The sequence below is a fragment of the Halomonas sp. CKK8 genome, from assembly GCF_029625235.1.
Classification (GTDB): domain Bacteria; phylum Pseudomonadota; class Gammaproteobacteria; order Pseudomonadales; family Halomonadaceae; genus Halomonas; species Halomonas ventosae.
On the sequence record NZ_CP121193.1, the window covers coordinates 540,789 to 565,618 of the forward strand.

Consider the following 24,830-nt stretch of genomic DNA (forward strand, 5'->3'; position numbering starts at 1 on the left):
GATCTCTACCGGCCGCTGGCTGAGGTCACCGCGCTGACGACCCCCCGAGCCCGCTTACCCGCATGACTTGCCGCTCCACGGCATCCAGCAGTTGGCCGCGCCCGGTCTCCACCAGGGTGAGCCAGTGCCTGGCGCGGGTGATGCCGGTGTAGACCAGCTCCCGCGTGAGGATCGGGTTGGGGGCGTCGGGGAGCAGCAGGGCGGTGTGGGTGAACTCCGAGCCCTGGGACTTGTGTACCGTCATGGCGTAGACCGTCTCCACCGCCTGCAGGCGGCTGGGCAGCACCCACTTGATCTGGCCGCTGCCATCGCCGGCGGGGAAGGCCACGCGCAGCGCGGGGCCGCGTCTTGCGTCACCGCTTGGGCTTGCCGGCTGCGGCAGCGCCAGGGTGATGCCGATATCGCCGTTCATCAGCCCCAGCCCGTAGTCGTTGCTCGTCACCAGCACCGGGCGGCCGGGGTACCAGAGCCGGCGGCCCTCGCCGGTGTCGATCAGTCCTTCCTTCTCCAGCGCGACGCGGATGCGCTCGTTGAGCCCCTCCACGCCCCAGGGGCCGCGGCGCAGCGCGCAGAGCAGCTGGAACTGGCCGTGGGCGGCGAGCACCGCGCGGGCCCAGTCATCCAGGGCCTCGCGGTCGATCTCGCCATCCGCTCCCGCCTGCGGCGCGGCGGCCTTCATGACCTCCAGGTAGTGGCGATAGCCCACCGGTGGCGGCAGCGGCCGGCCGCGCAGCGTGCGGCCCTCGCCGCGGCTCTTTCCTCGATCAGGGAAGCCCGCGGCGTGGCCCGAGACCACCAGCCGCTCCAGCTTCCGGTCGTGGTCGGTCTCGAGCTTGAGGTGCGAGAGGTCGGCATAGCCGTGGCCGAGCACCTCCCGAATGGCGGCGCGCTTCTCCCTGCCCGGGGCCTCGCGGTTGACGGCGCCGGCCAGTTGGCCGATGCCGCTCTCGGCATCGAAGCGGTGGCTCACGCGCAGCATGGCGATGGCCTGGTCCAGCGGGGCACCCTCGGCGTCGAGCATCTCCGCGGGCAGCGCCTGGCCGGTGGCCGCGGCGAGCCAGTCGGCGGTCTCGGGCGTGTAGTGGCCGCCCTCGGCGCGCGCGCACAGGTCGCCCAGCACGGAACCGGCCTCCACCGAGGCGAGCTGGTCCTTGTCGCCCAGCAGCACCAGGCGCCCACGGGGAGGCAGGGCATCGAGCAGGGCGGCCATCATCTCCACGTCGACCATGGAGGCCTCGTCCACCACCAGCACGTCCAGCGGCAGCGGGTGGCGGGCGTTGTGGCGGAAGTGGCGAGTGTCGGGGCGCGAGCCCAGCAGCCGGTGCAAGGTGGTGACTTCCGTCGGAATCGCCTGGCGAAGTGCCTCGACACCGCTATCGCGATGTGAACATCGCTCCCACAGGGTGGCCAGGCCATCCAGTTGCAGGGAGCTGACCTGTCCGGCGATGGATTCGTTGAGGCGCGCGGCGGCCTTGCCGGTGGGGGCGGCCAGGCGGATGCGCAGCGCTCGATGTCCGCTGCCCAGCGCCAGGGTCTGCAGCAGGGCGAGCAGCTTGACCACGGTGGTGGTCTTGCCGGTGCCGGGACCGCCGGTGATCACCGCGAAAGGCGAGCGGGCGGCCAGTGCGCAGGCGGCCTTCTGCCAGTCCAGGGTCTCGCTCGAGGGGAAGAGGGCAGCCAGGGCCTGGGAGAGAGCGTCGAGGTCCATTGCCTGCCTGTCGGCGCCTTCGCCTGACTCAGCCTTGTTCCTACTGTAGGAACCGCTTTCCAGCCGGGCGGCGATATGCTGCTGGATCGAGCGCTCGTGGTGCCAGTAGCGGCGCAGGTAGAGCCGGGTGCCGTCTAGCACCAGCGGGGTATTGCCGGGGCCGTGGCCGATGACAAGCGGGTGAGTGAGTGCTTCCTGCCAGTCGGCCAGCGCCAGCTCGCCGAGCAGCTGGCTGGGCCGCGGTGGCGGGTCCTCCAGGCTGTCACCCTCCGGCGGCAGCGAGAGCGCCAGGTCGGGCTCGGCCAGGGTCCGTTCGAGGTCCAGGCAGACATGGCCGCGGCCGAGCTGGTGGCTGGCCAGCGCCGCGGCCAGCAGCAGCGGGGCGGGGGCGTCCGGCACCTCGCGGGCCAGGAAGGCGGCGAAGGCGCGGTCCAGGGCGCGCAGCCAGCCGCGGGCCACCCAGCGGTCGAGCAGGGTGAACAGCGCCTCGGTCTTGTGCAGGGCCTCGGCGGTGGCGGCCTCATCGGTGTGTGGGTGGTCACTCATGGCTGGGCTCCTTTGTCGTGACGTGCTGGGCGTCGCGGAACAGGGCGTCCAGTGCTTCGATCAGTTGGCGGGGTGGGCGCTCGCGGTGCACGCCACGGGAGGGCGCGTGCTGGCCGCGCAGGAAGACGTAGAGCGCGCCGCCCAGGTGGCGGTCGATGTCGTAGTCCGGCAGCCGCGCCTGGAGCAGGCGGTGCAGGGCCAGCAGGTAGAGGCAGTACTGCAGGTCGTAGCGCTTCTCGCGGACCCCCTCCGCCATGGCCGCCTCGGAGTAGGCCTCGTCGTCGCGGCCCAGGTGATTGGACTTCCAGTCGAGCACGTAGAAGCGCCCCTCGTGCTCCACCACCAGGTCGATGAAGCCCTTGAGCATGCCATTGAGCCGGTCGCGCTCCAGCGCCGGGCGGGCGGCGCCGCCCAGTGTGTGAGCGCTCACGAGGGCGTCCAGGCGGCCGGTGTCGACCCGGTGGGCGGCGAACCAGAACTCCAGCTCCACCTGGTAGTGAGCGCTCTCCAGCCGGTCGAGGCGCAGCGGTGCCACTGGTCCTTCCGGGGCGTTCGGCACCGGCAGCTCGCTTTCCAGCAGGCCACGCAGCCAGGCCTGCAGCGCCGGGATGCGCTCGCGCCAACCGCGCAGGTTGGCGCGCCGCGCCAGGGTGTCATCCAGGCGCTCGGGCTCGGCGGCCAGCCGCGCGAAGCCCTCGTGCCCGGCCCATTCCAGCAGGCCGTGCAGGAAGGTGCCGGCCGCCGGGCCGCGGGGGAAGCGGTGGAGTGAACCATCACTCGCCTGCTGGACAGGCTGTGCCGGGTCCTGGGGCTCGTCGCGCATCTCCCGCGCGGTGGCTTCAAGAGCGCTTTCAGGTTCTTCCAGAAGGGGGGGCTCTTCCATGGAAAGCGCGGTCTCGGGCTCCATCAAGAGCGCCGTTCCGGGCTCGTCCATGGAGAGCGCGGACTCGGGCTCTCTCAATTGAGCCGTTCCTGGCGCTTCCTCCCCGCCGATGCGCTCGACGCCCGGCCGCAGCGCCGAGTAGCTGGCGATCCACCAGTGCTCCCGGGCGCGGCGGGCGGGGGTGAGCGCCTCGCGTAGGGCCTCGTCGTTGGCCTCGATGGGCACCACCCGATCGTCGGGCTCGGGCGCTGGCGCCACCGCCAGCTCCGTCTCTTCTGCCCCCTGGACGAGGGGGAAGAGCGCATCCAGCAGGCCATCCGGTGTGAGCGGCGCGCCCGCGGTGAGCACCTGACCGATGGCGCTGCGCTCCAGCCCCTTGAGCGGGGCGATGCCCAGCCAGGTGGCGTGGCGGGCGCGGGTCAGGGCCACATAGAGCTTGCGCAGGTCCTCGCCGAGGCGCTCGTCGTCGGCGCGGGCCAGCACCGTCTCGTCGGCCTCCAGCGAGAGGTGGCGCCGGCCCGCCGCATCGTGCCAGGTGAGCGGCAGGTCGGTGGCCTTCTTCTCGCGGAAGGCGCAGATGAAGGGTAGGAAGACCAGCGGGTACTCCAGCCCCTTGGACTTGTGGATGGTGATCACCTGCACCAGGTCGGCATCGCTCTCCAGGCGCAGGCGGTGGGTATCGGCCTGCGCCGGCGGTTGGCTGCGCGCCTCGCTGAGGTGGCGCAGCAGGGCGTGCTCGCCGTCCAGCTCGGCGCTGGCCTGCTGCAGCAGCTCGCCCAGGTGCAGCAGGTCGGTGAGGTGACGCTCCCCGCTGGCGCTCCTGAGCAGCCGGGTGGGCACGGCGAAGTCGGCCAGCAGCCGGTGCAGCATGGGCAGCACGCCCTGGCGCTGCCACTGGCGGTGGTAAGCCCGGAACTGCAGCACCCGCTCCTCCCAGGCCAGCTCGTCGTGCTGCAGGGCGTCAAGGTCGTGGAGGCCCATGCCGAGGCTCGGCATGGCCAGCGCCGCATGCAGGCGCCGCTCGCTGTCGGGCTCGGCGCAGGCGGCCAGCCACACTTCCAGCTCCAGGGCCGCCGGGGTCTCGAACACCCCCTCCTTGTCGGAGAGGTAGACGCTCTTGATGCCGCGCTCGAGCAGCGCGCCGCGGATCGCCCTGGCCTCGTTCGCGTTGTTGACCAGCACGGCGAGATCAGACGGCTTGAGGGGCCGGAAAGGCTCGCCAGGCTCGCCGAAGCCGGTTCGCCCGGCCTGGCCCTCGCGCAGCAGCTCGGCCATCCGGGTGGCGCAGCGTGCGGCCATCTCCTTGAAGTAGGCGCCCTTGCTCATGCCTTCAGCCGCGTCGCTCCCGGACTCAAGGTGCCCGCCCGTCAAGTGCCACAGCGTCATGGCCGGCAGCGGCTCGCCGTCGCGGGTCAGGGTGTCCTTTCTCCCTTTCGCGGCCACCGGCAGGAAGGGCACCGGGTTGTCCCCCTCGGATGAGCGGAACAGGAAGGCGCCGCGGCCGGCGGGGTGGGCCTCGGCGAAGCGGAACACCCGGTTGACGGCCTCGACCATGGCGGTGGCCGAGCGGAAGTTGGTGCCCAGGGTGACGTGGCGCCCGGCGGTGTCGCGTCGCGCCTGCAGGTAGGTGTGGATGTCGGCGCCGCGGAAGGCGTAGATCGCCTGCTTGGGATCGCCGATCAGCAGCACGGCGCTGGGGTCCTCGGGATCCGGCGCCTGGGCCAGCCGGTAGACGTGGTCGAAGAGCCGGTACTGCACCGGGTCGGTGTCCTGGAACTCGTCCACCAGGGCCACCGGGAACTGGCGGCGCACGTGGGCCGCCAGCGCCTTGCCGGCGGGGCCCTCGAAGGCGCGGTCGAGGCGCTCGAGCAGGTCGTCGGGGCCGAGCTCGGCGCGGCGCTGCTGCATGCGCTCACGGCGCTCGGCCATCCAGTGCACGGCGTGGGCCAGCAGGTCGGCGTGGGCGTCGGGCAGGGCCTCGAGCCGTGCCGGCAGCTCGGCCAGGGCATGCAGGGCCGGGTGGTCCAGCGGCTCGCCCTGCTGCCAGATCTCGGCCATGCCCTCCGGCGTCAGGCGCTTCCAGGCGGTATCGGTCAGCGCCGGGGTGGCGAGCTCGGGGTCCTGGGCCCAATCGCGCAGCTTCGCCAGCCAGTCGGCACGGCTGCGGCTGTTGAGCTTGCGCTGGTCGAAGGCCTTGGCGGCGGCGGCCGTCTCCAGCCGCTCGGCGAGCTCATCCAGCCAGGCGGGCCAGGGCGCCTTGAGCTCGGCGAGCACCTGCGCGCGCTCGGCCTGCATGGTGGCAAGTGCCCCGGCAGGGGGCGGGGCATCGGGCAGCAGGTCGGCATCGCCCTGCAGGCGGCGCACGTCCTCGGCCAGGGCGTCCGGGGTCTCCCAGTAGCGGGTGACCACCGCCAGGGCCTCGGCGTCCAGGGCGTAGTAGAAGCTGCGCCAGTAGTCCCGGGCGACCTCGAGCTCGAGCTCCGACTGGTCGAGGTTCATCTCCAGGGAGAAGAGGCTGCCGCTCTCGAAGGCATGCTCGCGCAGCATGCGGTGGCACCAGGAGTGGATAGTGGAGACCGCGGCCTCGTCCATCCACTCGGCGGCGAGTTGCAGGCGGCGGGCGCAGGCGGGCCAGCGCTCGCGGGGGTAGCTGTCGCGCAGGGCGAGCAGCGGGTCGCCGCCCGGCGGATCGCCGCCCGACTTGTCCACCGTCGTTGAGTTATCCACTGGCGGTTCGGCGAAGAGGTCGTCGATCTCGCCTTCTGATGTGGCTCCCATGGATGGGCCTTTTCCCGGCGCTTCGTCTTTGCTCTCTTCCGCCAGAAAGGCATCCGCAGCCTCCACCAGCCGGGCGCGGATGCGGTCGCGCAGCTCGCGGGTGGCGGCGTTGGTGAAGGTCACCACCAGGATCTCCGGCGGGGTGAGGGCGCGGGGGAAGCTCTCGGCGTCGGCCTCGTCCCGCGGGCCCAGCACCAGTCGCACGTAGAGCAGGGCGATGGTGAAGGTCTTGCCGGTGCCGGCGCTGGCCTCGATCAGCCGGCTGCCGGTGAGCGGCATGTGGATCGGGTCGAGGGTCGGGGGCGTCCGGTCCTGTGCGCTCATGCCTTGCCTCCCTTGCCCTTGCCGCTATTGCCCTTCTTCTCCTTCGGCTTGCGTACCGCCTGCAATAGCGGGGCGTAGAGCCGCTCGGCCAGCTCCGCTAAGCCGCCACCTTCCGGCGACTGGACCAGCGCCTCGAGCTCCGGCCACTGGCGCATCAGGTAGGCGTCGCGGCCGCGCTCGCCATGGTCGCCATTGAAGCCGCTGCCGTGGAAGGCGGTGTCCAGCGCCTTCCAGGCCTTGGCGTCCTCCTCGCTGGCCTTGCCGGCGAGGCAGCGTTGCATGGCCTGGGGCGTGCCGCCCTTCTCCAGCCAGGCAAAGGCGGTGTCCCGGGCCAGCGGCAGGGGCGCGGCCATACCGTGCTGCCAGGCCGCGGCGATATCGGCCAGGTGCGCGCGGGCCTGCTCGGCGGGGAGCGGGGCCAAGGTGCCGCCGCCGGCGCGGGAGAGCAGCCGCGTGGTCATGGGCCCCTCCAGCTGGCCGGCCAGGTGGGCCACCCAGGGGGTAAGCCAGTGCCGCCACTGGTACTTGCTCTTCTTGACCAGGCTGCTGGTGGTGAGCAGCACCCGGCAGCGTTCCATGGCGTCGTTGACGCGCAGCTCGCCCAGCCAGTCCTCCAGGGCCAGGCCCTCGCCCAGCGCTCCCGGCAGGTCCAGCGAGACGCCGAGCGGCTCGTCCATGGCGTGGGGCCACGCCTCGAGCACCTGACGGTAGTCGGTGAAGAGGGTGTCCATGGGCTCGACGAGCTTGTCGCGCATCTGCTCGGCGAAGCCGCCCATGGCCAGCCGCCCCTGGCGCTCGAGGCGCTCCAGGGTGGCCAGCATGGCGGGCTCATGGGGCTCGCCGGCCTCCACCGCCGCGCGGCTCGCCTCGATCAGCGCATGCTGCAGCTGCCAGTGGTCGAGGCCGTCCAGGGTGAAGGGCTCATGGTCGAGGCGCTCCATGGCATCAATCTCCAGGAAGACTTTGAGCCGGGTGGTATAGAAGGCCTGCACTGGGGCCTTGAGGAAGTTGCCCAGCTGGGCCAGGGTCAGCGGGCTCTCCTGCCGGAAGGGGGCCATCGGCGGCTCCGCCGCCGGGGCCTTCGCAGGCTCGGCACCGGGGCGGTGCAGCTCGCGCCACTCGTGGGCATAGGTGGCAAGGTGGGATCCTTCGCGGAAGTACTCGACGCTGAACGGCTGCAGCGGGTGCTCGGTGGTCAGCGCCGCCAGCAGCGCCTTGCCGTCGGTATCGTCTGCCTTTCCGGCCAGCCGCCAGCCCCGGGCCAGGTGGTCACGCAGCTGGCCGAGCAGCACCGAGGGCGGCTGCTCGCTGTTGTCGATGATGCTGCGCCCCACCCAGCTGATGCTCAGCCGGTCGCGGGCCGAGAGCAGCGCCTCGAGGAAGAGGTAGCGGTCGTCCTCGCGGCGCGAGCGGTCGCCGGGGCGGTAATCCTGGGCCATCAGGTCGATGTCCAGCGGGCGCTGCACCCTGGGGTAGTCGGCGTCGTTCATGCCCAGCAGGCAGACATGGCGGAAGGGGATGGCCCGCATCGGCATCAGGGTGGCGATATTCACCGCCCCGGCCAGGAAGCGCTGGGAGAGGCTCGCCTCGTCCACCTGGGCAAGCCAGTGCTCGCGTACCACCGAGAGCGGCAGGGGCTCGCTGAGCCCGGCCTCCTCGGCACTCTCCTGCCAGGCCTCCAGCGCCTGCTCCAGGCGGGTCAGCGCCATCAGGTCCTGGTCGGCCTCGGCCAGGAAGCAGGCCGCAAGCATCTCGCGCAGCCGCTCGCCCCAGCTGGCCACGTCGCAGGGCTCGGCCAGCCGCCGCCACTGGGCCTCCAGGGTGTCGATGAGTGACACCAGGGGGCCGGCCAGCGCCGCCTCCAGACCGCCGATGTCGTCATAGGGCTCGATGCCCTGCCAGTGGCCCTCGGCGGCATCGCCCACCGCATAGCCGAGCAGCAGCCGGCGCAGGCCGAAGGCCCAGGTGTTGGCGGTGAGGCCTTCCGGCAGGTCGAGGCTCTGGCGCTGGCGGGCGTCGAGGCCCCAGCGGATGCCGGCGCCCTCGATCCAGCGGCGCAGGGTGGGCAGGCCGCCCTCGGGGATGCCGAAGCGGGCGCGGATGGCCGGCACCTCCAGCAGGTCGAGCAGGTCGCTCACCGAGAGGCGCAGCTCCGGCAGGCGCAGCAGCGATTCCAGGGCGATCAGCAGCGGCAGGCGGTGGCGGCTGGCCTGGTCGGAGAGGGTGAAGGGGATATGGCGCGGGTCGTCGGCATCGAGGCGACCGAACACCGCCTGCACCGCCGCGGCGTACTGGTCGACGTCGGGCACCATCACCAGGATGTCGCGGGGCTTGAGGGTCGGGTCCTCGCTGAAGGCGTCGAGCAGCTGGTCGTGGAGGATCTCCACCTCACGCAGGGCGCTGTGGGCGACCTGGAAGCGCAGCGAGCGGTCGCGGGCCGGGTCCACGGCGGGCCAGGCCTCGCGGGTCTCGGCGAGCGGGCGCAGCTCCAGGATGTCGTCCTGCAGCTGGCGCAGCAGGCTGGGCTCGGCCTCTTGTGGAGCTTCCCCGAGTGGGGAGTCGAAGAGATCGATGCGCAGCGCCTCGCCCTCGAACAGGCCACGGTAGGCCTGCTGCTCGTCGAACCCGTCCAGCAGGCGCAGGTAGTCGCGGCCCTGCTTGCCCCAGGCGGCCAGCAGCGGCTGGGCGTGCAGGTGCAGCTCGGTCTCGGCGAGGTCCGCCGGCATGCCGGGTCGGCGCTGCTGGCGCCGACGCTCGGCCCGTAGAAGCTCCTTGTGCTCGATGATGTCCGCCCAGTAGTGGCGGCAGGGGTTGTGCACGCAGAGCAGCACCTGGCTGACCCGCGCCATGGCGGCCAGCGCCTCCAGGGTCTGGGCGGGCAGCGAGGAGATGCCGAACACGATCACCCGGCGCGGCAGGCCCGGGGGCCGGCGTTCTGGGGACAGCGCCTGGCATGCCTCGAGGAAGCGCTCGTGCACCGCCGCACGGCTGGAGGCCAGGCCTTCGGGGCCGATGTCATCGCGCAGTGCACGCCACAGCTCGGCCTGCCAGCGCTGCTCCTCGGCCAGCGGACGCGCCTCGCCGCGGGCGGTCAGGATCACGTCCTCGCCCGCCGCCCAGGCCGCCAGCCAGTCGGCGCGGTAGACCTGGTACTGGTCGAGGAGGTCGGCCAGCCGCTCGGCCAGCTGGTGGCGCTTGCGCAGGTCGTCGTCGTCTTCCAGGAAGCGTGCCAGGGGCGCGAAGGTCGGCGAGCCGAGCAGGGCGGGCAGCAGGCGCATCAGTCGCCACACCAGGCGCGGCTTGTCGAAGGGCGAGACCGGCGGCACCTGCGCCTCCCCGAGCACGGCCCGGTAGGCCTGCCACAGGAAGCGCGCCGGCAGGGTCACGTCCAGGGCGGCGGCGATGCCGGCACCGCCGTGGGCGCGGTCCTCGGCCAGCGCCAGCTTGAGCCACTGGCTGATGCCGTTGCTCTGCACCAGGATCGTCTCGTTCTCCAGCGGCCCCAGCGGGTGGCGGCGCATCCACTCCACCGCCAGGCCGCGCAGGGCCTCCAGGCGATTGCCATGGATCACCATGAAGCCGGGCTGCAGGGAGGCGTCGTCGTCGAGGGCGGGCATGGCGCGGTTCCTTCGCTGGGTGCCGGAGCGGTCTTCTCAATGGTGCCATATTCGCGGGGCGCGGGTTGCCCTGCGTCCTTGTCACTTTCCCGGGGGCCTGTTTGACTGGCCCTCGCGCCCGCTGACGAAGGGAATCCCGACATGACCCAACCGCTGACCCGCCACCATCGCGCCCGCCAGGTCCTCGACGAGATCCGTGCGGCCAATGCCTCGCTCACCGACCAGGACCGGGCCGCCAAGTACGCCAAGCTCGCCGAGTCGCCCTATCGCTTCTTCCGCGGCACCAACCACCTCTACTGGCGGGACGTCTGGCACGACTGGCGCTTCGCGCTGTTCGGCGGCCTGCCGGAGACCCAGACCTGGCTGCAGGGCGACGCCCATGCCTACAACTTCGGCGCCTATGGCCACCATGACGACGCCGTGCGCTACGGCATGGACGACTTCGACGACGCCATGATCGCCGACTACCAGTACGACCTGTGGCGCCTGGCCATCAGCCTGGTGCTGGATGCCCGGGAGAATACGGGCCTGTCCGGCAAGGCCGTTCGCAAGGCGCTGAAGGCGCTGGTCACCAGCTACCACGACGAGCTGGCCGGCCACGTGGAGGGTGAGGTGCCCGGCGCAGTGACCCTGGCCACCGCCAGGGGGCCGCTCGGGCCCTTCATGAAGAAGGTGGGCAGGAAGAAGAGCCGGGCGAAGATGCTCGAGAAGTGGACCGTGCTGAGCGATGACGGGCGGCACTTCGCCGAGCGCCCCGAGAAACTGGCGACCCTGCCGGCGCACCTGGCCAGCCAGCTGCGCAAGGCGGTCGAGGAGGAGTACCGCCAGACCCTGGGCGGTGCCTGGCGTGAGGCCGAGGAGGGGCACTTCCGCGTCAAGGACATGGCGCGGCGCCTCGATGCCGGCACCGGCTCGCTGGGCCTCGAGCGCTTCTATGTGCTGATCGAGGGCGGGCAGGACCACGAGCACGACGACGTCATCCTCGATATCAAGCAGCAGACCCCGCCGGAGGGGTGGCGGCTGATGGACAGCGCCGAGAAGCGTGCCTGGCGTCGCGCCTTTCCCCACGAGGGGCTGCGCCACGCGGCCGCCTTCACCGCCATCGCCGAGCACCCCGACCCCTACCTGGGCTGGCTGCACCTGGGCGACACGGTGTTCTCGGTGCGCGAACGCTCGCCCTACAAGGAGGACTTCCCGACCCACAAGCTCGACGGCGCCAAGCCCTATCGCCAGCTGGTCAGGCAGTGGGGGCGCATCCTCGCCCGGGAACACCTGCGCGGCGCCCACGCCCTGAGCCCCGACGATCCCGGATGTTTCGCCCGCGCCGTCGGTGCCTGCGTCGAGGGACGGCTCGAGCGCTGCGTGGACATGGTGACCACCCTGGCGGTCAGCTATGCCGACTGCGTGCGCCAGGACTATCGCACCTTCCTGACATGGCAGGACGATACCCCCTCATGAGTGCCTGGTGGCTGGCAGTGGGCGGCGCCTCCCGTGGCCATGGCGCCGTGGACTATGCTGGAAAGAGGGCCGGAGCATGCGCCGGTCGAACCCAGAAGTCCCGAAAGGAGGCATGTCATGACAAGCTTCACGTCTCTCTTCACCCCCCTCGCCAAGGCAGTCTCGTGCCCGCTGGCCATCGGCCTGCTGCTCGCGGCGGCGCCCGCCCTGGCCAGTGAGGGCCACGACCTCACCTTCAGCGGCGACGGCACCTTCATCGCGCCCCATGGCGGCCAGGCCATCCGGGTGGCGCTCTACGACGTGGCGGCCGGCGAGGTCGTGGCCACCGAACAGGGCACCGTGGCGGCGGAGGAGCCGCCGGCCTTCTCCTTCACCTTCCCCGGTGCACTGGAGGAGGGCCGGCTCTACGACGTCCACTACTGGATCGACTCCAACTTCGGCGGCGGCAGCGAAGGGAGCTGCGACCCGGTGAACGTCGACCACCAGTGGCGCGCGCCCCTCACCAACGTCAGCGAAGCGGTCAGCCTCGAGGTGGCCCACGACCCCGCCCAGCAGGCGCCCGTCTGCACCAGCTTCGAGTAAAGGAGGCCTCGACGTCGCCCCCTTGGACAACCGAGCCCCGAGGGGGCGACACTCTCGGGCCCGACCCCTGACGCGAGACCACACCATGAGCGACTACCTGCTGGAGGAGCACGGGCTGAGCCCGGGCAAGATCTACCGCCTGCTGTCGGGCAGCATCTGCCCGCGACCCATCGCCTGGGTCTCGACCCGGGACGCGGCGGGCAACACCAACCTGGCGCCCTTCTCGTTCTTCAACGTGGTGAGCGTCAATCCGCCGGTGCTGGGCTTCTCGCCGCTGCTCGACGGCGACGCCAGTCCCAAGGACACCATCCGCAACCTCGACGAGATAGGCGAGTGCGTGGTGCATATCAGCGGCGAGGGGCTGGTCGAGGAGATGAACGCCACCAGCGCGGGGCTCGAGCACGGCGACGACGAGTTCGTTCACGCCGGCCTGGAGAAGGTCGCCATGCCCGGTGTCTCGGTGCCGCGGGTGGCCGGTGCCCCGGTGGCCTTTGGCTGCCGGCTGCGCGAGATCATCCGCTTCGGCGACCAGCCACTGGCCGGCAACCTGGTACTCGCCGAGGTGGTCTCGATCCACGTCGACGACGCCCTGTGGGACGGCCGCCACGTGGATGCCGAGGGGCTCAGGCCCATCGGGCGCATGGCCGGCAATGACTACGCCCGCTGCACCGACCTCTTCGAGGTGGAGCGCCCCGCCTCGGGCAGCGCCATGAGTCGCCAGCAGCGCGGCGGCTGACCGGCGCGGCGAGGTCAGGGGCGATCCTCAAGGATCGAGGGAGGCTGGGAGGCCGAGCCGGTCGACCAGGTCGTGGAAGTCGTCGGCCACCAGGTCGAAGATCGGATCCACCGAGAGGTCGGGCGTGGCATTGGGGCCGTGCTCCAGGGGGCGCCGGACGAAGGCGGTGCGAAAGCCCTCGCGGTGGGCGGCCTGGAGGTCGTCCTGGTGGGCGGCGACCATCAGGACCCGCTTGGGTGGCTGGTCGAGCAGGCGGGCGGCCATCTGGTAGACCTCGGGGTCGCGCTTGTAGTGGCCGGCGATTTCCGCCGAGAGCACGCAGTCCCAGGGCAGGCCGGCGCGCTTCGCCATGTTCACCAGCAGCGAGACGTTGCCGTTGGAGAGGGTGGCCAGCACGTAGCGCTCGCGCAGGCGGGCCAGCCCGGCGACGCTGTCCGGCCAGGGATCCAGGCGGTGCCAGACCCGGTTGAAGTGCTCCCGCTCGGCCTCGTCGAGGGCATCACTGATGCCGAACTCCTCCAGCAGGCGGTCCAGCGTCATGCGGTGCAGGTCATCCAGGCGCGTCCAGGGCAGATCGCCGTGGCGCACCCGGTCCATGGCCGGCGCATAGCCGCCGCGCCAGGCGTCGGCGAAGGCCGCCCAGTCCACCGTCAGGCCCAGGCGTTCGCCCAGCGCCTCGCCCTCGCGGATGACGCTGCTGCGCCAGTCCACCACGGTACCGAAGACATCGAAGGTCAGGGCCCTGACATCGGCCAGGGCGGCAGGCGGTTGCGGCATCATCTGTTCTCCAGGGCCTCCTCGAGCAGTTCCAGGCGGTCCTGGCCCCAGAAGGGTTCGCCGTCGAGCAGGTACCAGGGCGCCCCGAAGCAGCCATCGGCAAGCGCCGCCTGGCAGGCCTCGTCCAGGCGGCGCTGGCCCGCCTCGCTCTCGGCGTCCTCCAGCAGGGCCGCGCCGTCCAGCCCGCAGGCCTCGGCGATCTCGCGCAGGGTCCCGGGGTCGGCGATATCCCGCTCCTCGGCCCAGCAGGCGCGCATCAGTGCCAGCGACAGCTCGGCGATGTCATGCCCCCGGGCCTTGGCCGCCAGCGCCAGCCGGGCCGCCGGGCGGTCATCCGTCGGGAAATGCGCCGGCTCCCGGTTGAGGGGAATGCCCAGCCGCTGTGGCCAGCGCCTGAGCTCGGCCATGCGGTAGGCCTGGCGCTCCGGGGCGCGCTTGGCCAGCGGCAGCCCGCCGGTCCTGGGGAAGATCGCCCCGAGGGTGATCGGCACGTAGTCGATGCTGGCCCCGTGGCGGGCGGCGATCTCGCCGAGGCGCGCGTGGCCCAGGTAGCTCCACGGCGAGACGTGGGTGTAGTAGTAGCGGATCGTGGTCGGCACGGGCGCCCCTCAACGGTAGGTGTCCTGGTACTGCTCGCGCAGCTGGTTCTTCTGTACCTTGCCCATGGTGTTGCGCGGCAGGCTGTCGGCGAAGAAGACCCGCTTGGGCTGCTTGTACTTGGCCAGCTGGCCCTGCAGGTGGTCGAGCACCCGCGCCTCGTCGAGGCTTGTCCCCGGTTCGGGCACCACCACGGCGGTCACCCCCTCGCCCAGGTCGGGGTGGGGCAGGCCGATCACCGCGGACTCGTGGACGCCCTCGAGCTCGTCGATCACCTGCTCCACCTCCTTGGGATAGACGTTGTAGCCGCCGGAGATCACCAGGTCCTTGTCGCGGCCGACGATGTGCACGTAGCCGCGCTCGTCGACCATTGCCAGGTCGCCGGTAACGAAGAAGCCGTCCTCGAGGAGCTCCTCGCGGGTCTTCTCGGGCATCCGCCAGTAGCCGACGAAGACGTTGGGCCCGCGGATCTCCAGCATGCCGATCTCGCCCTTCGGCACCGGCTCGTGGGTCTCGCGGTCGGTGATGCGGTACTCCACGCCGGGCAGCGGCATGCCCACGGTGCCGGCGCGGCGCTCGCCGTCGTAGGGGTTGGAGATGTTCATGTTGGTCTCGGTCATGCCGTAGCGCTCGAGGATGGCATGGCCGGTCTTCTGCTCGAACGCCTGGTGGGTCTCGGCGGTCAGCGGCGCCGAGCCGGAGACGAACAGGCGCATGTTGGCGGTGACCTCCGGCGTCAGGCGCGCGTCGGCCACCAGGCGGGTATAGAAGGTGGGCACGCCCATCAGCACCGTGCCGCGGGGCATCTCCTCGAATATCACGTCGGCATCGAACTTCGGCAGGAAGAGCATGCTGGAGCCGGCCATCAGGGTGACGTTGCAGGCCACGAAGAGGCCGTGGGTGTGGAAGATCGGCAGGGCATGGATCAGCCGGTCCTCCTCGCTGAAGTGCCAGGTCTCGACCAGGGTGGCGGCGTTGGAGCCCAGGTTGCGGTGGGTAAGCATGGCCCCCTTGGAGCGGCCGGTGGTGCCCGAGGTGTAGAGGATCGCCGCCAGGTCGTTGTCGTCGCGCTCGACGATGGCGTCATGGGGCGAGGCCTTCTCGGTCGCCTCCATCAGGCTGCCGTCGGCCGCCGTGCCGAGAGTCGCGACCTGCGGGCAGCCGGTGTCGGCGGCGATGCTGCGGGCGTTCTCGGCATCCTGCGGGCGACAGACGAACAGCGCCGGCTCGGCATCGGCGAGGAAGTAGTGGATCTCCTCCCCGGTGTAGCCGGTGTTGAGCGGCAGGTAGACCCCGCCCACGCGCAGGGTGGCCAGGTAGAGCAGTATCGCCTCGGGGCTCTTGTCCACCTGCACCGCCACCCGGTCGCCCGGCGTCACGCCCAGCTCGACCAGGGCGCCGGCCAGGCGCTCGGTGGCGGTCAGTGCCTCGGCGTGGCTGTAGCCGCGGCCCTCGCGGGTGGTGATGAAGTCGGCGTCGCCGCGCTCGCGCATGCGCCGGGCGAAGGTGGCGAAGAGGTTCTGGTTCATTTGGCGGTTTCTCCCTTGACCAGCTTCCTGGCCTTGCGGACGAGGTCCTTGACCTCGCTCGACCGGGCCACGGTGGCGTTGGCCGTGTAGTTCTCGTGGTTGCGCTCGATGTCGTCGAGCACGTAGAGGTAGTTGACCATCAGGCCGGCGGCCTGCCTGAGGCCCTTGGCCGAGACGTCGCCCAGCCAGTTGATGCGGTGCAGCTCGGCGCCGTTGCCCAGGTGGAAGCGGGCCACCGGGTTGAGCGGCAGGCCGCGGGCGTTCTTCTCCTCGACCAGGTAGCGGGCGGCCAGCGGCTTGACCACCGCCCTCAGGCGCTCTGCCTGCTCGGCGTCCTCGTGCCAGGCCGGCGCCTCCAGCTCGGCCAGGGACTCGCGCACCGCCTCGGGCAGGGTCTCGTCGTCGCGCCGCTCGGCCAGCCACTGGGCAAAGCCGGGCACCGGCGAGAGGGTGACGAAGTGCTTGAGCTGGGGCAGCTCCTGCTTGAGCTCCTGGACCACCTGCTTGATCAGGAAGTTGCCGAAGGAGATGCCGCGCAGGCCGGTCTGGCAGTTGCTGATGCCGAAGAAGGCGGCGGTGTCGGCGAGTTCGGGATCGTCGATGCCGACGTCCTCGCCGGCCAGGATCGGCTGGATGCGGGCCGGCAGCCCCTTGTGCAGGGCCACCTCCACGAAGATCAGCGGGTCGTCGCCGATCGCCGGGTGGAAGAAGGCGAAGCAGCGCCGGTCGCGGGCATCCAGCCGGCGGCGCAGGTCATCCCAGTCGCGGATCTCGTGCACCGCCTCGTAGCGGATGATCTTCTCGAGTATCGAGGCCGGGGTGTCCCAGTCGATGCGCTTGAGCATCAGGAAGCCGCGGTTGAACCAGGAGCCGAAGAGGTGGGCGAAGTCGGCGTCGATGGCCGAGAGCTCGGGCTGCTCACGCAGCAGGCCGAGCAGGTCCTCGCGCATCCGCACCAGCTCGACGGTACCGCCGCTGGTCAGGTTGAGGCGGCGGATCAGCTCCTGGCGGCGCGGCTCGCAGGCCTCGAAAAGCGCCTCCAGGCTCGCGTTGTCGCGCTGCTCGGCATAGCGCGCGTAGGCCGCGTCGATCTGTTCCGGCTCGGCGGCGAAGTCGCTGGCCAGCCGCTCGAAGAAGCGCTGCCGCTCCTCCGGCGCGAGGCGCTGGTACATGCCCAGGGCACGGCTGGCCAGGGCGATGCTCGAGGCCTCGCCATCGCTTTCCAGCAGGCGCTGGCAGGCCTCCACCAGGCGGCGATGGTCCGGCGGCGTCCCGTCGCCCTGGCGGCGACGCAGCAGGGCGTCGCGCTGGGTGATCGACTGGAACATCTCCTGGAGGAAGGTCATGTTCATGATGGCGACTCCTTCAGCCCATGAGCAGGTCGGGCAGCCACAGGGCCAGTCCCGGGAACAGACAGAGCAGCAGGATCCCCAGCACCATGCACAGTGCATAGGGCAGGCTACCCATCAGCACGTTACGCAGCGAGATGTCCGGCGCGATGCTGTTGATGATGAACAGGTTGAGGCCCACCGGTGGCGTGATCAGGCCGATCTCCAGGTTGATGGTCAGGATCACCGCGAACCAGTAGGGATCGAAGTTGGCCGACAGGATGATCGGCAGCAGGATCGGCGCGGTCATCACGATTACCGCCACCGGCGGCAGGAAGAAGCCGGCCACCAGCAGGAAGACGTTGATCACCCCCATCAGCACCCAGCGATTGACCTCGAGATCGGCGATGGCACCGGCCACGGTCTGGGTGATGAACAGCGACGACAGCGCATAGGCAAAGACCTCAGCGGCGGCGATGATCAGCATGATCATCACGCTCTCGCGTAGCGAATCGCGCATGATCAGCTTGATGGGCTTCACCTGCCACATGCGGTAGATGATGATGGCCAGCGCCAGGCACAGGAAGGCGCCGACGCCGGCGGCTTCCGAGGGCGTGGCCACCCCGCCGTAGAGGGCGAAGAGGATGCCGATCACCACCGCCAGGAAGGGCAGCACGCGCACCAGCGCCTTGAGGTTGGCGTCAACGTTCTCGCGCACGCTGCGCTTGATGCTCTCGGTGGCCGTGACCATGGGAGTGCCGTAGCCCCCGGCCAGCTTGCAGGCGATCAGCGTCCAGACCATGAACAGCCCGGCCAGCATGAAACCGGGAACCACGCCGGCGATGAACAGGCGGCCGATGGAGGTCTCGGTGGAGATGCCATAGATGATCATGGTCACCGAGGGCGGAATCAGGATGCCCAGGGTGCCGCCCGCGGCGATACAGCCGGCGGCGACGCCGTCGGGATAGCCACGCTTGCGCATCTCGGGAATGCCCATCTTGCCGATGGCCGCGCAGGTGGCGGGCGACGAGCCGGAGAGGGCGGCGAAGATCGAGCAGGCGCCGATGTTGGAGATCGCCAGGCCGCCGGGCAGCTTGCCGAGCCAGAGGTCCAGCGAGCGATAGAGGTCGCGTCCGGTGGGCGACGATGCCACCGCGGCGCCCATCATGATGAACATCGGGATGGCGACGAAGCCGAACTCGGCAATGCGATCGAAGAAGGTCTCGCCGAAATAGGTCAGTTCCGCCATGCCGCGGTCGGCGACCAGGGCGATCAAGGAGATGGCGCCGAGGGCGAAGGCGATCGGCGTGCCGATGGCCATCAGCACGATCAGGCCAATGGCGACGAGAATGCCGGCAGTTACGGGATCCATGCTTACTCCTCCCCACGCAGGATTTCGGCGACGTACTGCAGTGTCAGCAGGGTGATGCCGACGGCCATGGGCAGCAGGGCCGGCCACAGGGGCGGGTTCCATACGGAGCCGGTGGTCCATTCGCCATGCCAGGCCTCGGCGACATAGACCCAGGAGGCGTAGGCCAGGGCGGCACAGAAGCCGAGGCCGACCAGGGAGGCGGTCAGTCGCATGAGGCGGCGCGGCCAGCCTGACAGCATGTCGGGCAGCACGGTGACGGCGACTTGGCCGCCGGTCATCAGCACATAGGGGCTGCCCAGCAGCATGGCTGCGGTGACGGAGAAGACGGTGAACTCGGTCTGCCAGCTGGTGCTCTGTTCGAGGATGTAGCGGACGAACACCATCTGGCACACGACAACAACCCCGGCGATGAATAGCGCCGCGGCGAGATAGGCAGTGGCACCAGAGAGCCTGTCCATCAGGCGTATATAGCCGCCGACGAGGCCGCCAGGCGTCGTGGCGTCGGTGCGGGAGTGTTCCATGAGGCCCTCCGATATGACGGGATGGCCGCCCTCGCTGGGGCGGCCGGTCGGGTCCGAGTGGATCGGAGCGTTGGCGTCATTCCACCGCGAGGGCGGCGTCGATCAGGGCCTGGCCGTTCTCGACATTATCGGCGAAGTTCTTGTAGGAACTCTGCTTGGCGATCTCCAGCCAGGCGTTGTAGTCCTCCTCGCTCATGCTGACCACCTCGACGCCGTTCTCCTCGAACACGTCGACCATCTGCTGGTCGATGGCAGCGGCCTCGGCGGCGAAGAATTCCTCGGCCTCGTCTGCTGCGGCCGTCAGTGCCTCCTGCTGCGCCTCGTCGAGATCTTGCCAGACCTGCTCGGAGATCAGGATCGGCTCGTACATGAACCAGAGGGCGTGCTCGCCGGGTTCGGTGAGGCACTCCACCTGCTCGTAGAGGCGGTAGGAGACGAAGGACATGGAGGAGGTGTTGGCGGCATCCAGCACCCCGGTCTGCATGGCGGTGTAGATCTCCGAGGAGGGCATGGAGGCGATCGAGGCCCCGGCGGCCTCCAGCATCTGCTCGAAGGCGGGCCCGGCGGCGCGGAAGTTCTGTCCTTCCACGGTGTCCGGCGAGGTGATGCAGTTCTCACTGGAGGCAAAGGCCCCCGAGAGCCAGGCATCGGCCAGCACCCGCGCGCCGCCCTCGTTGATCACGTCCTTGATCATGCCCATGAACTCGGAGTCGTTGAGGCGCTGGGCGTGCTCGTGGTTGCGAACCAGGCCAGGCATCAGGGTGGCAGAGAACTCGGGATGGCGGCCGCTGGCGTAGTCGAGCGGCAGGGCGGTGATGTCCAGGCGACCGCGAACCAGAGCGCCCCACTGCTCGTCGGCCTTGAACAGCGACTGACCGGGATAGACCTCGATCTCCAGGCCGACGTCGGCCTCGGCGACCTTCTCGGCCATCATCTGCACCATCTCGTCGCGTACATCCCCTTGTCCGCCGGGGAACTGATGGGAGGCGCGCAGCACGGTCTGGGCGGAAGCGACGGAGCTTGCGGCGAGGGCGGCCAGGGCCACGCCGGCCACGACGGGGGTGAGTGAGGGTTTCATGGCATCTCCAGAGACATTGTTGTTGTGGATTGAGTTGTTGTGGATTGAGTTGTTGTGAAATGAAATGTCCATCAGCATCGCTGATGTATACATCAATAGACCCCTGGCTATACTAGTGTCAATTTGGTCGGGCTAGACAAAGGTGGAAGCCCTGCCGCGTTCAGCGTCGAGACGGCGCAGGGAAGGAGGGGGAAACCGCATGAAACGCTCCAACGTCCAGCGGCTCCGTGATGCCCTGGAGGACGACATCATCAATGGCCGGCGGGCGCCCGGCGAGCGCCTCGACCCCGAGGCCCTGTGCCGCGACTTCGAGGTGTCGCGCACCCCGGTGCGCGAGGCCATCCAGCAGCTGGTGGCCAGCGGCCTGGTCACGGTGACGCCGAAGAAGGGCACCTTCGTGGCCCGGGTGGGCCTCGACCAGCTTGTCGAGATGTTCGAGGTGATGGCGGAACTGGAGGGCATGTGCGGACGCCTCGCCGCGCGGCGCATCACCGAGGAGGAACTCGGTGCCCTGCGCGAGGCCCTGGTGCGCTGCGAGGCCGCGGCCAAGGCCGGCGATACCGACGAGTACTACTACGAGAACGAGGGCTTCCACCACGCCATCTACGCGGCCAGCCACAACGGCTTCCTGGCCGAGGAGGCGAGCCAGCTCAAGCAGCGCCTCAAGCCCTACCGGCGCCTGCAGCTGCAGGTCCGCAAGCGCATGGGGCGCTCCCTGGACGAGCACCGCGAGATCTTCGCCGCCATCGAGCACGGCGATGCCGAGCGGGCGGAGCGCCTGCTGCGCGAGCACGTGGTGATCCAGGGCGAGCGCTTCAGCGACTTCGTCTCCAGCGTGCGCCGTTTCGGGGCCCAGCTCGACGCCGTCTGACGGCGTCGTTCGCCCCGGGCGGACGCACTCCTTCCCTTCAGAGCAGTCCCATCGGGACCTCGCCCGCCTCGTGGGCGAGCAGCCACTGCTTGCGCCCGATGCCGCCGGCATAGCCGGTCAGGCGGCCGTCGCTGCCGATCACCCGGTGGCAGGGCACCACGATGGCGAGGGGGTTCTTCGCGTTGGCGGCGCCCACCGCGCGCTGGCCGCCCTTGCAGCGCAGCTGCTCGGCGATCTCGGCGTAGTTGCGCGTCTCGCCGAAGGGGATGGTGGCGAGTGCCGCCCAGACCCGCTGCTGGAAGTCGGTGCCGGTCGGCGAGAGCGGCAGGTCGAAGTCATGGCGGGCCCCGGCGAAGTAGTCGGCCAGTTGCTCCCGGGCGCGTTCGGTCAACGCGTTCGGCCGGGCGGGGACGTCCGCCCTCTCGACGAACTCGATCCCGGTGATGCCGTTGGCGCTGGCATGGATGCGCACCAGGCCCAGGGCGTCGCTGCCCGGCGGGTGGTAGTGGTCCAGATAGTGATCGGAAGAGACATTGCGGCTCATGGTCTGGCCTCCAGGGTGGCGAGCAAGGCCCTGCCTCAGACAGGGCTTGCAGAACGGCTCTCCCTTGAGTGTATCGCAACCTGCGGCGCTGTCAGCGGGAAGCGGTCATGCTGCCGGCGAGCACCAGCACCGCCGCCACCGGCAGCCGCCAGTCCGGCGCGGTGACCCCGGCCAGCACCAGGAACAGCGTGGCGAGTACCGGCACGGCGTGGGCCAGGTTGCCGACCCGCTGGGCCTGCGGGTCGCGCATGGCGCGGTCCCAGGCGAGCATGGCGATGCCGTAGGGGCCCAGGCCCAGGGCTGCGGTGGCCAGCAGCGCCGGGGGCGAGGGCAGTTCGCTGACCCCCTCCAGCAGCAGGCTGGCGATGCCGGTCATGATGCTGGCGGTGAGCAGCAGGTGCGGCATGCGCTCGCCGAGGCGCCAGCCCGGGACCTGGCAGGCCAGGGAGTAGAGCGCCCAGCACAGCGCCGCCACCAGCGCCAGGCCGTAGCCAACCCAGGCGCCGGAGAAGCCGCCCGCCAGGGCCTGGGGCGCGACCAGCAGCGCGGCGCCCGAGAACGCCAGCAGGGCCCCGCCGAGGGTGTCCAGCGGCAGGCGTCCCAGCACCCGCCAGCGGCTCGCCAGCAGGAAGAGCACCGGCCAGGTGTAGGTGATCAGCGCGGCCTCGGCAGGGGGCGCCAGGGAGAAGCTGGCGAAGCAGGCGCCCACGGCGCCGGCCATCAGCAGCGGCACCCCGGCATGGACCATCACGCCATGGCCCCTGGGGAGCCTCGCGCCGCGGCGCTTCCCGCCACGCGCCATGGGCAGGGTGCCCAGCGCCCCGGCGAGCAGCGCCAGTGCCGCGAGGCGCAGCGGCGGAAGCTCTCCCGCCCCGGCAACCAGCAGCGGCACCAGTGCCCAGAGCACCACCGCCAGCGCCGCGGCGCTGCCACCGAGCCAGGGGGAGCGAATGAGCCGTGAGGCATGGAGCTGCATGGTCGTGGCCTCCGTTATCGTGTGGACAGGTGCGGTGGATGGTGTCGCCATGCTATCCATGCCATATTCATCACGATAACGATCTTTGTTGATCCAATTCATCAAGCCTGGTGATGTATCGATGCGTGCCCCGACCCTCGACCTCGGCCTGCTGCGTACCCTGGTGGCCGTCGCCGACACCGGCAGCGTCACCGCTGCCGCGCGGCGCCTGGCCTATACCCAGTCCACCGTCAGCATGCAGCTGCAGCGGCTCGAGAGCGCGCTGGGCGTCGCCCTGCACGAGCGGGAGGGTCGCCGCCTGCGCTTCACCGCCGAGGGGGACCGCCTGCTGGGCCACGCCCGCCGCCTGCTGGCGCTCAATGACGAGGCGCTGGCCGACATGCGGGCGCGGCGCGTCACCGGCGAGCTGAACCTGGGGATTCCCGAGGACTACGCCAGCCTGCTCACCTCGGTGTTCTCCTGGTTCCACCAGCTCTACCCCGAGGTGCGCCTCCAGGTGACCTGCGGCACCAGCGCCCACCTGATGGAGCGGGTGCGCGCCGACGAGCTGGACCTGGCGCTGGTCACCCGCCAGCGAAATTCGCCCGGTGGCGAGATGATCCGCCGCGAGCCGCTGGTCTGGGCGGTGGGGCTGGAACGTCAGCCCGCGCTCTCCGACCCGCTGCCCCTGGGGCTCTACTCCCCCGGGGCCGACCTCTTCCGCGAGGTGGCCGAGGACGCCCTGGCCGCCGCCGGTCGCGACTGGCGGGTGGCCTATATGAGCCAGTCCATGGTCGGCCTGGGGCCGGTGGTGCAGGCGGGGCTGGCCATCGTGGTGGTGACCCGCAGCATGCTGACGCCGCAGCTGCGTGCCCTGGACGAGTCGAGCGGCCTGCCGCCGCTACCCGCCGTGGAGCTGGCCCTGCACCGGGCCGCACGGCGGCCCACCGAGCCGGCCCGGCGCCTGGCCGAGCTGATCCGCGAGCAGCTCTCGCCGGTGGAAAACGCGGATTGAGCGCTCCGGCCGGCTATGGGCACGATAGGTCGAAAGCCACAATCCCGAGCGTTATACTCGGGTATTAAATCCCAGGCCCCGCCTCGGCCGTCGACCGGAGTCGCCATGTTTCCCGAGTTCACCCTTCGCTACGCGCGCCTGCCCGAGCACTTCTTCCTGCGCTTCGATCCCGTGCCGGTGAAGGCCCCCCGGCTGGTGGCCTTCAATCGGCCGCTGGCCGAGGAGCTGGGCTTCGACCTGGATGCCTTCGACGCGGACCAGGCCGCCGAGTGGTTCTCCGGCAACGCCGTGCCACAAGGCGCCGAGCCCGTTGCCCAGGCCTATGCCGGCCACCAGTTCGGCCACTTCAACCCGCGCCTCGGCGACGGTCGCGCGGTGCTGCTCGGCGAGGTGGTCGACCGCGCGGGTCGGCTGCGCGATATCCAGCTCAAGGGGGCCGGCATGACCCCCTTCTCCCGGGGCGCCGATGGCCGCGCGCCCCTGGGCCCGGTGCTGCGCGAGTACCTGGTCAGCGAGGCGATGCATGTGATGGGGGTGCCTACCACCCGGGCCCTGGCCGCGGTGACCACCGGCGAGCGCGTGTTCCGGCGCGTGCCGGAACCCGGCGCCGTGCTGACCCGCGTCGCCACCAGCCACCTTCGCGTGGGCACCTTCCAGTACTTTGCCGCCCGGGACGACGTGGAGGCGGTGCGCACCCTGGCCGAGATGGCCATCGAGCGCCACTATCCCGAGCTCGCCGAGGTGGACGAGGGCGAGCGTTACCTGGCCCTGGTGGAGGCGGTGGCCGCGCGCCAGGCGAGGCTGGTGGCCAGGTGGATGGGACTGGGCTTCATCCACGGGGTGATGAACACCGACAACTGCAGCATCGCCGGCGAGACCATCGACTACGGCCCCTGCGCCTTCATGGAGGCCTATGACCCGGCCACGGTGTTCAGTTCCATCGACGAGGGCGGCCGCTATGCCTATCGCAACCAGCCGTGGATCGCCCAGTGGAACCTGGCGCGCCTTGCCGAGACGCTGATCCCGCTGATCGATGACGACCAGGAGCGTGCGGTGGCGCGCGCCACCGAGCTGATCAAGCGCTATGAGCCGCTCTACGAGGCCGAGTGGCTGGCGGTGATGCGCGAGAAGCTGGGGCTGGCGACGGAAGAGGAGGGCGACCGCGCCCTGGTGGACGCCTTCCTCGAGGCCATGCAGGCCGGTCGTGCCGACTTCACCCTGGCGTTCCGCCGCCTGGGCGAGGCGGTGGAGGAGGACGCTCCCGCGCTGCTCGAACGGTTCGAGAGCGACGAGGGGCTGCGCGCCTGGCTGCCGCGCTGGCGCGAGCGGCTGGCCCGGGAGGATGCCGGCCCGGCGGCGATCGCCGAGCGGATGCGCGCGGTCAACCCGCTCTACATCCCCCGCAACCACCGGGTGGAGGAGGCCCTGGCCGCCGCCGCCGAAGACGACTTCGCGCCCTTCGAGACCCTGCGCGAGGTGCTGGCCGACCCCTTCACCGAACAGCCCGGCCGCGAGGCGTACGCCCAGCCGGCGCCGCCCACGGAGGCCGTCTTCCGGACCTTCTGCGGAACCTGAATGCCGCCATTCGGCTGGCAGGCAACAAGACGCCCG

Annotated in this window: 18 protein-coding genes; 6 read left to right on the forward strand and 12 right to left on the reverse strand. The window is 70.6% G+C overall.

All coding sequences use genetic code 11. The annotated features are described in order from the left end of the window. Positions 1–25: 25 nt before the first annotated feature. From recD to recC, 3 genes are read right to left on the reverse strand one after another with little or no spacing between them, the layout of a single operon-like run. Positions 26–2,254, reverse strand: a complete 2,229-nt coding sequence (gene recD / locus P8934_RS02645; protein ID WP_278032797.1) for an exodeoxyribonuclease V subunit alpha — start codon at positions 2,252–2,254, stop codon at positions 26–28. Next, positions 2,247–6,239, reverse strand: a complete 3,993-nt coding sequence (gene recB, locus P8934_RS02650) for an exodeoxyribonuclease V subunit beta (RefSeq protein WP_278032798.1) — start codon at positions 6,237–6,239, stop codon at positions 2,247–2,249. The genes recD and recB overlap by 8 nt, the downstream gene beginning before the upstream one ends. Beyond that, a complete protein-coding gene (recC, locus tag P8934_RS02655; RefSeq protein ID WP_278032799.1) occupies positions 6,236–9,856 on the reverse strand; it encodes an exodeoxyribonuclease V subunit gamma in 3,621 nt (1,206 codons plus the stop codon). The genes recB and recC overlap by 4 nt, the downstream gene beginning before the upstream one ends. Positions 9,857–9,997: 141 nt before the next feature. On the opposite strand from recC, the gene P8934_RS02660 reads away from it, so the two are divergent. From P8934_RS02660 to P8934_RS02670, 3 genes are all read left to right on the forward strand, one after another. Continuing rightward, positions 9,998–11,314 (forward strand): DUF2252 family protein, encoded by a 1,317-nt coding sequence (locus P8934_RS02660; protein ID WP_278032800.1) that lies wholly within the window; start codon positions 9,998–10,000, stop codon positions 11,312–11,314. A 117-nt stretch (positions 11,315–11,431) separates the two neighbouring features. Further along, the gene (locus tag P8934_RS02665) at positions 11,432–11,896 is read left to right on the forward strand and encodes a hypothetical protein (RefSeq protein ID WP_278032801.1); all 465 of its coding nucleotides are present in this window, start codon (positions 11,432–11,434) and stop codon (positions 11,894–11,896) included. A gap of 85 nt (positions 11,897–11,981) precedes the next feature. Continuing rightward, positions 11,982–12,632: a flavin reductase family protein gene (locus tag P8934_RS02670; RefSeq protein WP_133635998.1), complete on the forward strand. Its 651-nt coding sequence runs from the start codon at positions 11,982–11,984 to the stop codon at positions 12,630–12,632. A gap of 27 nt (positions 12,633–12,659) precedes the next feature. Here P8934_RS02670 and P8934_RS02675 read toward each other — a convergent pair whose 3' ends face one another. From P8934_RS02675 to dctP, 7 genes are all read right to left on the reverse strand, one after another. Next, positions 12,660–13,412, reverse strand: coding sequence for a haloacid dehalogenase type II (locus P8934_RS02675; RefSeq protein ID WP_278032802.1), 753 nt, complete (start codon positions 13,410–13,412; stop codon positions 12,660–12,662). Continuing rightward, a complete protein-coding gene (locus P8934_RS02680; RefSeq protein WP_278032803.1) occupies positions 13,409–14,008 on the reverse strand; it encodes a 2-hydroxychromene-2-carboxylate isomerase in 600 nt (199 codons plus the stop codon). Before P8934_RS02680 ends, P8934_RS02675 begins: the two co-directional genes overlap by 4 nt. 9 nt (positions 14,009–14,017) lie before the next feature. Further along, positions 14,018–15,535, reverse strand: a complete 1,518-nt coding sequence (locus tag P8934_RS02685) for a malonyl-CoA synthase (protein WP_278032804.1) — start codon at positions 15,533–15,535, stop codon at positions 14,018–14,020. Next, positions 15,532–16,887, reverse strand: coding sequence for a malonyl-CoA decarboxylase (locus P8934_RS02690; RefSeq protein ID WP_278032805.1), 1,356 nt, complete (start codon positions 16,885–16,887; stop codon positions 15,532–15,534). The genes P8934_RS02685 and P8934_RS02690 overlap by 4 nt, the downstream gene beginning before the upstream one ends. Before the next feature lie 13 nt (positions 16,888–16,900). After that, on the reverse strand, positions 16,901–18,235 hold the full coding sequence (locus P8934_RS02695; RefSeq protein ID WP_278032806.1) for a TRAP transporter large permease: 1,335 nt from the start codon (positions 18,233–18,235) through the stop codon (positions 16,901–16,903). 2 nt (positions 18,236–18,237) lie between these two features. Continuing rightward, the gene (locus P8934_RS02700) at positions 18,238–18,756 is read right to left on the reverse strand and encodes a TRAP transporter small permease subunit (RefSeq protein ID WP_278032807.1); all 519 of its coding nucleotides are present in this window, start codon (positions 18,754–18,756) and stop codon (positions 18,238–18,240) included. Between the two features lie 76 nt (positions 18,757–18,832). Further along, the gene (dctP, locus tag P8934_RS02705; protein ID WP_278032808.1) at positions 18,833–19,834 is read right to left on the reverse strand and encodes a TRAP transporter substrate-binding protein DctP; all 1,002 of its coding nucleotides are present in this window, start codon (positions 19,832–19,834) and stop codon (positions 18,833–18,835) included. A 199-nt stretch (positions 19,835–20,033) separates the two neighbouring features. Here dctP and P8934_RS02710 point away from each other — a divergent pair, with 199 nt between their 5' ends. Then, a complete protein-coding gene (locus P8934_RS02710) occupies positions 20,034–20,705 on the forward strand; it encodes a GntR family transcriptional regulator (RefSeq protein ID WP_278032809.1) in 672 nt (223 codons plus the stop codon). A gap of 37 nt (positions 20,706–20,742) precedes the next feature. On the opposite strand, the gene P8934_RS02715 is transcribed toward P8934_RS02710, so the two are convergent. Next, complete coding sequence (locus P8934_RS02715) at positions 20,743–21,249, reverse strand: methylated-DNA--[protein]-cysteine S-methyltransferase (protein ID WP_278032810.1); 507 nt, start codon at positions 21,247–21,249, stop codon at positions 20,743–20,745. A gap of 91 nt (positions 21,250–21,340) precedes the next feature. Next, positions 21,341–22,225, reverse strand: coding sequence for a DMT family transporter (locus tag P8934_RS02720; RefSeq protein WP_278032811.1), 885 nt, complete (start codon positions 22,223–22,225; stop codon positions 21,341–21,343). A gap of 121 nt (positions 22,226–22,346) precedes the next feature. Between P8934_RS02720 and P8934_RS02725 the strand changes: the two genes are divergently transcribed. Both P8934_RS02725 and P8934_RS02730 read left to right on the forward strand, forming a co-directional pair. Continuing rightward, a complete protein-coding gene (locus P8934_RS02725) occupies positions 22,347–23,219 on the forward strand; it encodes a LysR substrate-binding domain-containing protein (protein WP_278032812.1) in 873 nt (290 codons plus the stop codon). A gap of 105 nt (positions 23,220–23,324) precedes the next feature. Continuing rightward, entirely contained in the window at positions 23,325–24,794 is a 1,470-nt protein-coding gene (locus P8934_RS02730) for a protein adenylyltransferase SelO (RefSeq protein ID WP_278032813.1), read from the forward strand. Positions 24,795–24,830: the final 36 nt, after the last annotated feature.

Bases quoted from the DNA above. Each gene is read 5' to 3' on its own strand.
- recD (WP_278032797.1), bottom strand. From the start codon at position 2,254: ATGAGTGACCACCCACACACCGATGAGGCCGCCACCGCCGAGGCCCTG.
- recB (WP_278032798.1), bottom strand. From the start codon at position 6,239: ATGAGCGCACAGGACCGGACGCCCCCGACCCTCGACCCGATCCACATG.
- recC (WP_278032799.1), bottom strand. From the start codon at position 9,856: ATGCCCGCCCTCGACGACGACGCCTCCCTGCAGCCCGGCTTCATGGTG.
- P8934_RS02660 (WP_278032800.1), top strand. From the start codon at position 9,998: ATGACCCAACCGCTGACCCGCCACCATCGCGCCCGCCAGGTCCTCGAC.
- P8934_RS02665 (WP_278032801.1), top strand. From the start codon at position 11,432: ATGACAAGCTTCACGTCTCTCTTCACCCCCCTCGCCAAGGCAGTCTCG.
- P8934_RS02670 (WP_133635998.1), top strand. From the start codon at position 11,982: ATGAGCGACTACCTGCTGGAGGAGCACGGGCTGAGCCCGGGCAAGATC.
- P8934_RS02675 (WP_278032802.1), bottom strand. From the start codon at position 13,412: ATGATGCCGCAACCGCCTGCCGCCCTGGCCGATGTCAGGGCCCTGACC.
- P8934_RS02685 (WP_278032804.1), bottom strand. From the start codon at position 15,535: ATGAACCAGAACCTCTTCGCCACCTTCGCCCGGCGCATGCGCGAGCGC.
- P8934_RS02690 (WP_278032805.1), bottom strand. From the start codon at position 16,887: ATGAACATGACCTTCCTCCAGGAGATGTTCCAGTCGATCACCCAGCGC.
- P8934_RS02695 (WP_278032806.1), bottom strand. From the start codon at position 18,235: ATGGATCCCGTAACTGCCGGCATTCTCGTCGCCATTGGCCTGATCGTG.
- P8934_RS02700 (WP_278032807.1), bottom strand. From the start codon at position 18,756: ATGGAACACTCCCGCACCGACGCCACGACGCCTGGCGGCCTCGTCGGC.
- dctP (WP_278032808.1), bottom strand. From the start codon at position 19,834: ATGAAACCCTCACTCACCCCCGTCGTGGCCGGCGTGGCCCTGGCCGCC.
- P8934_RS02710 (WP_278032809.1), top strand. From the start codon at position 20,034: ATGAAACGCTCCAACGTCCAGCGGCTCCGTGATGCCCTGGAGGACGAC.
- P8934_RS02715 (WP_278032810.1), bottom strand. From the start codon at position 21,249: ATGAGCCGCAATGTCTCTTCCGATCACTATCTGGACCACTACCACCCG.
- P8934_RS02720 (WP_278032811.1), bottom strand. From the start codon at position 22,225: ATGCAGCTCCATGCCTCACGGCTCATTCGCTCCCCCTGGCTCGGTGGC.
- P8934_RS02725 (WP_278032812.1), top strand. From the start codon at position 22,347: ATGCGTGCCCCGACCCTCGACCTCGGCCTGCTGCGTACCCTGGTGGCC.
- P8934_RS02730 (WP_278032813.1), top strand. From the start codon at position 23,325: ATGTTTCCCGAGTTCACCCTTCGCTACGCGCGCCTGCCCGAGCACTTC.